Raw genomic sequence first — 10,846 nt, forward strand, 5'->3', positions numbered from 1 at the left:
CCAGCGTCGCGAGGCCCATGGCGCCTGACCTGCCTGTAGCGCCGACCCCACGCTCGGCTGCTTCTGGCCTTCGCGCGAAGAGCAGCCGAGCATGGGCTCGGCTCTACAGGTTCGGCGGCAGGCACGCCGCCAGGCGCTACACTGGCGGTCCCGTTGCAGCCTGTTGCCCGACCATGTCCGACCTGCTCAGCCGCACCCACGCCATCGCCCTGGACGCCGCCGATCCGCTGCGCCCGCTGCGTGGCGAATTCCTGATTCCGCGCCATGGCGGCGGCGAGCAGACCTACTTCGTCGGCAACTCGCTGGGCCTGCAGCCGCGCGGTGCGCAGGCAGCGGTGCAGGAAGTGATGAAACAATGGGGCGAACTGGCGGTGGAAGGCCACTTCACCGGCCCGACGCAGTGGCTGTCCTACCACCGCCTGGTGAGCGCGCAGCTGGCCCGCGTGGTCGGCGCACTGCCCAGCGAGGTGGTAGCGATGAACACGCTGAGCGTGAACCTGCACCTGATGATGGTCAGCTTCTACCGGCCGACCACGCAGCGTCCGGTGATCCTGATGGAAGCCGGCGCATTCCCGACCGACCGCCACGCGGTGGAAGCTCAGATCCGCTTCCATGGTTTCGACCCGGCCGAGTGTCTGGTGGAAGTGCAGCCGGACGAAGCCAACGGCACGATTTCGCTGGCCGCGATCGAACGCGCCATCGCCGAGCACGGCCCGCGCCTGGCACTGGTGCTGTGGCCCGGCGTGCAGTACCGCACCGGCCAGGCCTTCGACCTCGATGCGATCACGCGCGCCGCACGCCTGCAGGGCGCACGCATCGGCTTCGACCTGGCGCACTCGGTTGGCAACCTGCCGCTGCGCCTGCATGAGGTGGCGCCCGATTTCGCCGTGTGGTGCCACTACAAATACCTCAACAGCGGCCCGGGCGCGGTGGCCGGCGCGTTCGTGCACGAGCGCCACCATCGCGACACCACCCTGCCGCGCTTTGCCGGCTGGTGGGGCCATGAGGAATCGACCCGCTTCCAGATGGCGCCCCAGTTCACCCCCGCCATCGGTGCCGAAGGCTGGCAGTTGAGCAATCCGCCGATCCTCGGCCTGGCACCACTGCGTGCCTCGCTGGACCTGTTCGAGCGTGCCGGCATGGAGGCGCTGCGCAGCAAATCGCTGGCGCTGACCGGCCTGCTCGAAGCACTGGTCCGCGCACGCCTGCCGCAGGTGCTGGACATCATTACCCCGGCCGATCCGCAGCGCCGCGGCTGCCAGTTGTCGCTGCGCGTGATCGGTGGCCGCGAGCGTGGCCGTGCACTGTTCGAGCACCTGCGCGGCATCGGCGTGCTCGGCGACTGGCGCGAGCCTGACGTGATCCGCATCTCGCCCACCCCGCTCTACAACCGCTACCTGGACGTGCACCATTTCGTCGAGGAAGTGGAAGCCTGGGCCGGCCTGTAAGCCGACCCCTCCCCTGCTGCTGGACAGTTCGTTGATCGCACACGCCTCCCGCTCGTTGAGCATTATCGGTGCCGGCCTTGCCGGGTCCCTGCTGGCCATCCTGCTGTCACGGCAAGGCTGGCGCATCACCCTGTACGAACGCCGTGGCGATCCCCGCATTGCCGACTACGAGAGCGGTCGTTCGATCAACCTGGCGTTGGCCGAGCGCGGGCGCAATGCACTGCGCCAGGCCGGCGTGGAAGACGAGGTGATGGCGCGCGCGGTGATGATGCGCGGGCGCATGGTGCATCCACGCGACGGCGAACCGCAGCTGCAGCGCTATGGCCGCGACGACAGCGAGGTGATCTGGTCGATCCATCGCAGCGATCTGAACACCACGCTGCTGGAACTGGCCGAACAGGCCGGTGCCACCGTGCACTTCCATCGCCGCCTGCATACCGTGGATTTCGATGCGGGCTACGCGCGTTTCATCGATGACCGTGACGACAGCCCGCACGACATCCGCTTTGACACCCTGATCGGTGCCGACGGCGCGGGCTCGGCACTGCGCGCGGCGATGAACCGTCGTGCGCCGCTGGGCGAGGACATCGCCTTCCTTGACCATTCGTACAAGGAACTGGAGATCCCGCCGGCCGCCGACGGCGGCTTCCGCATCGAGCGCAATGCGCTGCACATCTGGCCGCGCGGCCACTACATGTGCATCGCGTTGCCCAACCACGAAGGCACTTTCACGGTCACCCTGTTCCTGCCCAACCAGGGCGATCCCAGCTTTGCCACGGTCAACACCGGCGCGCAGGCCGAGGCGCTGTTCGCGCGCGAGTTCGCCGACACCCTGCCGCTGATTCCCAACCTGCGCAAGGACTGGGAACAACACCCGCCGGGCCTGCTCGGCACGCTCACCCTGGAACGCTGGCATCAGCAGGGCCGCGCCGTGCTGATCGGTGACGCCGCGCATGCGATGGTGCCGTTCCACGGCCAGGGCATGAACTGCGCATTCGAGGACTGCGTTGCACTGGCCCGCCAGCTGATGCAGGCCGATGACCTGGAAAGCGCGTTCGCCGCGTTCGAAGCCGAGCGCAAACCGAATGCACGTGCCATCCAGCAGATGGCGCTTGAGAACTACCTGGAGATGCGCGACCGCGTGGCCGACCCTGCATTCCTACTGCAACGCGAGCTGGAGCAGGAACTGCAGCGGCGCTGGCCGACCCGCTTCGTGCCGCATTACACGATGGTCACCTTCCTGCACACGCCCTACGCCGAGGCGCTGCGCCGCACCGAACTGCAGCGCGACCTGCTGGTTGCAGCCACCGCCGGTCACGATTCACTGGACAACATCGACTGGGCCGCACTGGAAACGCAGGTCCACGCGCAGTTGCCGGTCCTGGAGGGCGCGCACTGATGGCAGACAGCTTCCTGTTCTACGACCTGGAAACCTTCGGCCAGGACCCGCGGCGCACGCGCATCTCGCAGTTCGCCGCGATCCGCACCGATGCCGACCTCAACGAGATCGACACGCCGGTCAGCTTCTTCGTGCGCCCGGCAGACGACCTGCTGCCCTCGCCGATGGCCACCCTGGTCACCGGCATCACCCCGCAGCAGGCCCTGGCCGAGGGCATCAGCGAGGCCGAAGCCTTCGACCGCATCAACGAGCAGCTGTCGCGCCCTGGCACCTGCGCACTTGGCTACAACACCCTGCGCTTCGACGATGAGTTCGTCCGCTACGGGTTGTTCCGCAACTTCCACGATCCCTACGAGCGCGAGTGGCGCAATGGCAATTCACGCTGGGACCTGCTGGACATGCTGCGGCTGATGCGCGCGATGCGCCCGGACGGCATCCGGTGGCCGCTGCGCGAAGACGGCGCCACCTCGTTCAAGCTCGAGCACCTGGCCGAGGCCAACAACGTGCGCGAAGGCGATGCGCACGAAGCGCTGTCAGACGTGCGCGCCACCATCGGCATGGCTCGGCTGTTCAAGCAGTCGCAGCCGCGCCTGTGGGAGTACGCACTGAAGCTGCGCGACAAGCGCTTCGTCGGCGGCCTGCTGGACGTGGCCGCGATGAAGCCGGTCCTGCACATTTCCATGCGCTACCCTGCCAGCCGCCTTTGCGCCGCACCGGTTCTGCCCTTGGCCGTACACCCGACCATCAACAACCGGGTGATCGTGTTCGACCTGGAAGGCGAGATCGACGACCTGCTGGAGCTGCCGGCCGAGGTGATCGCACAGCGCCTGTACATGCGGGCCAGCGAGCTGCCCGAAGGCGTGACACGCGTGCCGCTGAAGGAAGTACACCTGAACAAGGTGCCGGCACTGATCGCATGGAACCACCTGCGCGCCGACGACCATGCGCGCCTCGGCCTGGACGTGGCCGCGATCGAGGCCAAGGTGGAACGGCTGCGCGCGTTCGCTCCACAGCTGGCCGAGAAGGCACGCCAGGTCTACAACCAGCCCCGCGTCGCGACCGTGGCCGATGTCGATGCCTCGCTGTACGACGGATTCCTCGGCAACGGCGACAAGCCGCTGCTCGCGCTGGCACGCACCACCGCGCCGGAGCAGCTGGCCGCGCTGGAAGGCCGCTTCCGCGACCCGCGCCTTCCAGAGCTGCTGTTCCGCTACCGCGCACGCAACCATCCCGGCAGCCTCGCGCCGGCTGAACACCAGCGTTGGCAGGATTACCGCCGCCAGCGCCTGCTCGGCGACGGCGGCCTGGGCGAACTCAACCTGCCCCAGTACCGGCAACAGCTTGATGCACTGGCCGCCGAAGCGCCCGGCGACGCGCGGCGCCAGGCCCTGCTGCAATCGTTGCGCGACTGGGGCCAGCACCTGCAGGAGACGCTGTGAGCACCTATTTCTCGGACGCCAGTTTCAAGTTCCTGCGCAGCCTGGCGCGGCACAACGACAAGACCTGGTTCAACGACCACCGCCAGCAGTATGAAGACCACGTCCGGCAGCCGTTCCTGCGCCTGCTGGGCGACCTGCAGCCGGCACTGGCCGAGGTCAGCGAGCACTTCCGCGCCGATACCCGCGGCGTCGGTGGCTCGCTGTTCCGCATCCACCGTGACGCGCGCTTTTCCAACGACAAGTCACCGTACAAGACGTGGCAGGGTGCGCGCCTGTTCCATGAGCGCCGCCGAGAGGTGGCCGCGCCGTCCTTCTATGTGCACCTGCAACCCGGCGAGAGCTTCGTCGGCGCCGGCCTGTGGCATCCGGAACCGGAAACCCAGCGCCGCGTGCGCCATTTCATCCTCGACAACCCGGGCAGCTGGAAGGCCGCCGCGCACGCGCCGGCCCTGCGCAAGCGCTTCGATTTCGAGGAGAGCGAGAAGCTGGTGCGCCCCCCTCGTGGCTTCCCGGCCGACTTCGAGTTCATCGACGACCTCAAGCACCGCAACTGGGTGATGTGGCGCTCGCTGGACGACGCCACGATGACCGGCCCACGCCTGCTGTCCACGCTGGGCAAGGACCTGGCCGCGCTCGGCCCGTTCGTCGACTACCTGTGCGCTGCGCTGGACCTGGAATTCTGATGTCGCAGAATCTTCCGCTGGCCCGCCAGCGGCGCGTGCTCGGCCGCACCAGCCTGGCCGTTTCACCGATCGGATTGGGCTGCTCCGGCTTCTGGGGTCATCGCCGCTTCCCCGAGCATGAGGCGGCTGCTGTGGTCGAACATGCGCTTGCCCACGGGGTGAACCTGCTCGATACCGGTCACAACTATTCCGGCTTCCATGCCGAGCCGCGCCTGGGCCGCATCCTGCGCCCGTTGCTGAAGCAGTACCCGCGCGATTCACTGGTGATCTCAAGCAAGGGCGGCACGCTGACCGGCCAGGCCGGCATCAGCGGCGCCGAGCAACGCAACTTCTCGCCCGCGGCCATCACCGCCAGCTGCGAGGCGTCGCTGCGCAACCTCGGCCTGGACCATCTTGATGTCTACCAGCTGCATGGCGCCAGCGAACACGACATCAGTGACGACCTGCTGGCGGCACTGCAGCGCCTGCGCGAACGTGGGTTGATCCGGTACACCGGCATCAACACCCACTCGGCCTCGACCCTGCGCTGGATGATCGCCCATCCGGACGCCTTCGATGTGGTACTGCTGGACTACAACGCCCTGCAGCAGGACCGAGAACCGCTTATCGATCGGCTGCAGGCAGTGGGCATCGGCGTGCTGGCCGGCACCGTGCTGGCGCAAGGACACCTGCTGCCCGCGCGTGCGCGCCTGCCACGGCTGGCCGATGGCTGGTATCTGGCGCGCGCGTGGCTGAAGCCCAGCAGCCGCCAGCTGATGCGCAGTGCCCGCCAGATGCGGCGCGCGGTGGCCACGATCCACAGCCAGCGCCCGGCCCAGACCGCCTTCGCCTATGCGCTGGGCCATCCCGGCGTTGCCAGCGGCATCCTCGGCACCACCCGCACCCGCAGCCTGGACGAAGTGCTGGCGACGCGGCTGGAGGCGCTGACGCCGGCGGAACGCCAACGGCTGGTCGATGCCTTCGGTGATGGCCGTGGTTCGCCCAGTCAGTGAGTCTTCACCCGGCACTGCCGCCGTTGCGGCAGTCTGTCCGGCATGAAGAAGCTCACCGCACTGCTTGTGCTGCCGGTCCTGGCCTTGGCGGCCTGGTGGTTCGGCGGCCCGTACCTGACCGTCAATGGCCTGTCCAAGGCCATCGAGCAGCGCGACACTGCGCGCCTGGAGCGCTACCTCGATTTCCCGCGCGTGCGCAGCAGCCTGCGCGCGCAGCTCAATGACTACCTGGTGCGCCAGGCCGGCCCAGACGTGGCGGCTAGCCCGTTCGGTGCCCTCCTCTACGGCCTCGGCGACCAGCTCGGGGGGGCCGCGGTGGAAACCATGGTGACCCCGACCGGGATCGGCGCGATGCTGCAGGGCCACGTGCTGTGGAAGCGTGGCCGCAATGAACTGCAGGGTGGCGACGCCTTCGGCGCAACTGAACCGGCGCGGCCGTTGAAGAATGCCGAACATCATTTCGAAGCGCTGGACCGCTTCGTGATCGATGTGGATCGCGGCCCCGGTCAGCCACCGATGAAGGTGGTGCTGGAGCCGCAGGGCCTGCGCTGGAAAGTGGTGGACCTGCAGTTGGGGATGTCGGGCAGCCCGTAGCCCCATGCCGCTGCGCTCGCCGGACATGGCCCGGCGCTGCCGCCGCCTCATACCCCGCTCTGGTAGACGCGCACCTTGGTGGGCGCGGCTGCGCCGCGATGCCAACCAGGGTTGGCAGCTACCGGGCTCAGCCCTCGTTGGCGACGCCGTGCGGTACGTGGCCGGCGGCTACATGCTCGCGGGCGCTGTCGATGTTGTGCTGCGAATCATCGAAGAAGATGTCGGCACCGAAGGCCTGCAGGAACGGCCCCTTGTGCCGGCCGCCGAGGAACAGTGCTTCGTCCAGGCGCACGCCCCACTCCCGCAGGGTACGGATCACCCGCTCGTGCGCCGGGGCCGACCGCGCGGTCACCAGTGCGGTACGGATCGGCGCGCTGTCGCCAGCCGGGAACACTTCCTGCAGCGTGTGCAGGGCCGACAGGAAGCCGCGGAAGGGGCCGCCACTGAGTGGCTCGCGGGCGCGTTCGCGTTCGTGGCGGCCAAAGGCTTCCACGCCCTGCTCGCGCGAAATGCGCTCACTCTCGTCACCGAAGATCACTGCGTCACCGTCGAAGGCAATGCGCAGCTGGCCGGCCGGGCGACCGGTATCGATCTGGTCGGCCGCTGCCGCAGCGGTCTCGCCCGGTGGTTTGGGCAGGATGGTCGCCGCCGCGATGCCATGGCGCAGCGCACTGCGCACCGATTCCGGGTTGGCCGACAGGAACAGGTCGGTGCCGAACGGCTTCACATACGGCCAGGTCGGCTCGCCAGCGGTGAACGTCGCACGGATGATGCCCAGGCCGTAATGCTGAATCGAGTTGAAGATACGCAGGCCGGTATCGGCCGAATTGCGCGACAGCAGGATCACCTCGACCCGCGGGTTCTCCGGGCTGGCGCCCTGGTTCAGTGCCAGCAGCTTGCGCACTACGGGAAAGGCCACGCCGGGACCGAGGATGTCGTCCTCATGTTGGCGCTGGAACTCGGCATAGGCCGCCACGCCATCGCTCTCGAACAGCGCGTGGCTTTCCTCGAGGTCGAACAGCGCGCGCGAGGTGACCGCGACGGTCAGCAAACGGGGGGAGTTGTCGCCCATCGGTGGGGGTCCTTCAAGCGGTCGGCGGGGCCGGCCGCCCATTGTCCTCAAAAAACGAACTGTTCGCTCAGGATCCGGTCTTCCAGGTTGTGCTCCGGGTCGAACAGCAGGGTCACACGACGGTCCCTCGACTCGCGGATGGTCACCTCGACCACATCGCGGGTCTCGTGCGAATCAGCGGTGACGCTGACCGGACGCTTGTAGGGATCGAGCACGCGGAAGCGCACTTCGGTGTCGGCCTTGAGGATCGCCCCGCGCCAGCGTCGCGGCCGATACGGAGCCAGCGGCGTCAGCGCGATGGTATGCGACCCCAGCGGCAACACCGGGCCGTGCGCGGAATAATTGTAGGCGGTACTGCCGGCCGGGGTGGCCACCAGCACGCCGTCACCGATCAGCTCGGCCACCCGCTCCTGGCCGTTGAGGTCGATGCCGATATGGGCCGCCTGCCGGGTCTGGCGAAGGAGCGAGACATCGTTGTACGCCAGCGAGCCGGTGCTGGTCCCCGACTCCGTCAGCGCCACCATTTCCAGTGGGCGCAGGTTGGCCGGTTCGGCACGCGCAATGCGGGCCTGCACGTCATCGTCGCCGCGGTACTGGTTCATCAGGAAGCCAACGGTGCCCAGCTTCATGCCGAACACCGGCTTGCCCAGGTGCCCGTGCCGGTGCAGGGTCTGCAGCATGAAACCGTCGCCACCCAGCGGGCACAGCACGTCGGCCTGCTCGGGCGCGTGATCGCCATAACGCGAGATCATCGCCGCGCGGGCCATCTGTGCAGGTTCGGCGGTGCTGGCCAGGAAAGCGATGCGGGGGGTGTCGCTCATCAGGCGTGGGGCCCTGGAAGTGTGGATAGAGCATACCTCGCCACTGCTCCAACGCAACTGAGGTTGCCGATTCCAATGCTGCCTGTCTGACTTCCGATTCCCAAGCGATGCCCTCCTCTGCACGCCACCAAGTAGAACGCCTGGGCGACGGCGGCCACAGCCCTCCAGAACCGGCCTACGCCCAAGGCTGATTGTTCCTTCGCTCCCTGGATGTGCGGGGAAACAATCGCGTTGGGTCCGATACCAACTACATCGTGGATGACGGAAGCCGCACTTTTGCGGGCAGCCGTGACCGCTTGGCACACGCGAACAACGTCGCGGAGGTTTCCATCTGCTCGAGGTGACTCTGTAAAAAATCCAACACATCGAAGGCCGCTCGCATCGTTTACCGACAACGTCCGATAGCTCCCGTCCGGTACTGCACCGACCATGCAGCAGCGTACTCGCCGTTCCGCGGCTGATTGCGCTCCACCCTTCAGAGAGAGAGGACACATGAACTTCAAGCACCTCAGCGTTGCGTTGGCGGCACTACTGCCGTCCTGGGCCAGTCTTGCCCAAGACGCAGCCACTTCTCAGCAAACCGCAGCGGCAAAGGCCCATATCGGCTTCCTGAGCCCGGCATCAAACGCCTACCGCGAGCTGCTGCCGGGCAACTATACGAATCTGTACTTCACGCTACGCAATGATGACTGGCAGGACCGGGTGCGGCTGCCCACCTCGCTGTCGTTGTCCGAGCGTTCCATCTATCTGGCCAACCTGGCGACATCGCCCCGCCATCTGGAGGTCGACGGTGTATTCACCCATCTGCCCTCAGAGGTCAGAAAGGTGATGTTGCCCGCCGGCCAGAACCTGGCCGTCAGCAACAGGATGAGCATGGCCTGGCGCCTGTCCCCGAAGCACCTGCGCGAGATCAATGGCCCGAACGAAGCGCGCTGGCGCATTCCTTCAAACGGACGCAAGCTCGCAACGGTACTCAATCTCCGTGATGGGCAGCATGTCGGCCAGGTGGGCCTGCCCGACGGCGCACACTCCTATGACACGGTTACCATTCGGCACACGGCAACGTGGCCGAGCTCGGTCATCGCAGCCGATACGCAGTTCCCGCGCTCGAACCTGCGGATCGAGTCGGGTGACGTGCACCACTACGTCTTTGATCCCTTCTTCCGCGTGTGGAAACTGAATCATGCAACCTATCGCCCCGTACTTCCGAATGACGCATCGCGAAAGACGAGTACGGCACGCACACTGGTCACGGCCACCAACGAGAACTTCCGGGGCTACTATCTGAATTTCCCCGATAGCCCGTCGGACCGTGATCGCCGCATGTTCAAGGTCGCTGATTCGAAAGTGATCGATCCGAGCTGGGGACTGAAGATCAAGGATGACAACATCTTTGACCGCGAGGCCCACGTCTGGACCAACCCCGGCGAAGAGTTCGAGTTCATGTACGTCGACGACGGCGGCTCCGGTTCCGGCCATTGGCACGCACTTCGCTATCCGGTGTCGCGCGTCGACGTTGACAAGTCTCGTGGTGGCAAGGTCGACAACGCAGCCGCACTGCTCACCTGGGTGACCACGGGCGGCGGCACGGTCACACTGCCCGATGCGTTCCAGCGCCTGACGCGACTGGTTGTGGAGAATGTCACCGGCACCCATCCTTACCCGGCACCTAGGACGACCACGGTCATCGGGCCCGGCCTGTCGGACAAGGTACTGCCGGGTGAGCAGGTCTCCTATCGCCTCAGGGACTACAAGTGGATTCGTGAAACGACCACTGTCGACGTGGTGTTTGCCGTTTCCGGCCAGCTCGGCGAGATCGGTTCGAAGGACATGGCCTTGGAGTTGATGCGCGAAAGCCTGGCGAAGACCAACCAGGCGCTCGACAACTCGGGAGCGACGTTCCGCTTCCGTGAAGCGGCAGTGCGTGATATCACCGTGCCGTACTACCTGCCGACCTATGCCATCCCCGAGTGGATTGCCAATCATGCACCGCAGGTGATCAGCGACAGCGGGGCGGACGGCGTGTACTTCGGTGGTGTGGCCACCGGCTGCAACGGCGTCCACCACTCCAAGCCGCGCAAGCAGTTTGCGGTGGCAATGAACCTGCTCTGCTCCACCGACATGCTTCGTGAGGAAATGGGCAAGGCACTGGGCATGAAGGTCAATGGCATGCAGGGCGTTCCGGTCATCGGCGCCGGCAACAAGCTGCCGCTGTACCCGACGCCGTTGCGCTTCGTGGACGATGGCAACCGCGCCATCAACCCCGGCCAGCGCGACGAAGTGCAGCACATGAACGGTGTCGCCGCCGAAGTCGCCCGCTACGGCCACGCGCGTTGATGGACTGATTGCTGGCAGCCATCGGCGGCCAGCGGCCCCGGATACAGAACGGCCCCCCCGT

At 66.7% G+C, this 10,846-nt stretch carries 9 protein-coding genes; 7 read left to right on the top strand and 2 right to left on the bottom strand.

Going from position 1 to position 10,846, the window contains the following annotated elements:
• The first annotated feature begins 173 nt into the window (after positions 1-173).
• From kynU to ABGA94_RS06935, 6 genes are read left to right on the top strand one after another with little or no spacing between them, the layout of a single operon-like run.
• Positions 174-1,448, top strand: coding sequence for a kynureninase (kynU, locus tag ABGA94_RS06910; RefSeq protein ID WP_005417408.1), 1,275 nt, complete (start codon positions 174-176; stop codon positions 1,446-1,448).
• 31 nt (positions 1,449-1,479) lie between these two features.
• Positions 1,480-2,847, top strand: a complete 1,368-nt coding sequence (locus ABGA94_RS06915; protein ID WP_375366791.1) for an FAD-dependent oxidoreductase — start codon at positions 1,480-1,482, stop codon at positions 2,845-2,847.
• A complete protein-coding gene (gene sbcB / locus ABGA94_RS06920) occupies positions 2,847-4,286 on the top strand; it encodes an exodeoxyribonuclease I (RefSeq protein WP_262221181.1) in 1,440 nt (479 codons plus the stop codon). The genes ABGA94_RS06915 and sbcB overlap by 1 nt, the downstream gene beginning before the upstream one ends.
• On the top strand, positions 4,283-4,969 hold the full coding sequence (locus ABGA94_RS06925) for a DUF2461 domain-containing protein (protein ID WP_053500718.1): 687 nt from the start codon (positions 4,283-4,285) through the stop codon (positions 4,967-4,969). The genes sbcB and ABGA94_RS06925 overlap by 4 nt, the downstream gene beginning before the upstream one ends.
• Complete coding sequence (locus ABGA94_RS06930) at positions 4,969-5,961, top strand: aldo/keto reductase (RefSeq protein ID WP_005417412.1); 993 nt, start codon at positions 4,969-4,971, stop codon at positions 5,959-5,961. The genes ABGA94_RS06925 and ABGA94_RS06930 overlap by 1 nt, the downstream gene beginning before the upstream one ends.
• 42 nt (positions 5,962-6,003) lie before the next feature.
• Complete coding sequence (locus ABGA94_RS06935; protein WP_375366793.1) at positions 6,004-6,555, top strand: DUF2939 domain-containing protein; 552 nt, start codon at positions 6,004-6,006, stop codon at positions 6,553-6,555.
• A gap of 127 nt (positions 6,556-6,682) precedes the next feature.
• Here ABGA94_RS06935 and ABGA94_RS06940 read toward each other — a convergent pair whose 3' ends face one another.
• The gene (locus ABGA94_RS06940; RefSeq protein ID WP_005417414.1) at positions 6,683-7,627 is read right to left on the bottom strand and encodes a 5'-nucleotidase; all 945 of its coding nucleotides are present in this window, start codon (positions 7,625-7,627) and stop codon (positions 6,683-6,685) included.
• A 47-nt stretch (positions 7,628-7,674) separates the two neighbouring features.
• Positions 7,675-8,448: an NAD kinase gene (locus tag ABGA94_RS06945; RefSeq protein WP_005417415.1), complete on the bottom strand. Its 774-nt coding sequence runs from the start codon at positions 8,446-8,448 to the stop codon at positions 7,675-7,677.
• Between the two features lie 492 nt (positions 8,449-8,940).
• Between ABGA94_RS06945 and ABGA94_RS06950 the strand changes: the two genes are divergently transcribed.
• Positions 8,941-10,785, top strand: a complete 1,845-nt coding sequence (locus ABGA94_RS06950; protein ID WP_005417416.1) for a hypothetical protein — start codon at positions 8,941-8,943, stop codon at positions 10,783-10,785.
• Positions 10,786-10,846: the final 61 nt, after the last annotated feature.

The organism is Stenotrophomonas sp. 3diitr2024, assembly GCF_042136455.1.
Classification (GTDB): domain Bacteria; phylum Pseudomonadota; class Gammaproteobacteria; order Xanthomonadales; family Xanthomonadaceae; genus Stenotrophomonas; species Stenotrophomonas sepilia.

What these genes read in the sequence shown, in the direction of transcription:
- ABGA94_RS06930 (WP_005417412.1), top strand. Translation starts at nt 4,969, where the DNA reads ATGTCGCAGAATCTTCCGCTGGCCCGCCAGCGGCGCGTGCTCGGCCGC.
- ABGA94_RS06950 (WP_005417416.1), top strand. Translation starts at nt 8,941, where the DNA reads ATGAACTTCAAGCACCTCAGCGTTGCGTTGGCGGCACTACTGCCGTCC.
- sbcB (WP_262221181.1), top strand. Translation starts at nt 2,847, where the DNA reads ATGGCAGACAGCTTCCTGTTCTACGACCTGGAAACCTTCGGCCAGGAC.
- ABGA94_RS06935 (WP_375366793.1), top strand. Translation starts at nt 6,004, where the DNA reads ATGAAGAAGCTCACCGCACTGCTTGTGCTGCCGGTCCTGGCCTTGGCG.
- ABGA94_RS06940 (WP_005417414.1), bottom strand. Translation starts at nt 7,627, where the DNA reads ATGGGCGACAACTCCCCCCGTTTGCTGACCGTCGCGGTCACCTCGCGC.
- ABGA94_RS06945 (WP_005417415.1), bottom strand. Translation starts at nt 8,448, where the DNA reads ATGAGCGACACCCCCCGCATCGCTTTCCTGGCCAGCACCGCCGAACCT.
- kynU (WP_005417408.1), top strand. Translation starts at nt 174, where the DNA reads ATGTCCGACCTGCTCAGCCGCACCCACGCCATCGCCCTGGACGCCGCC.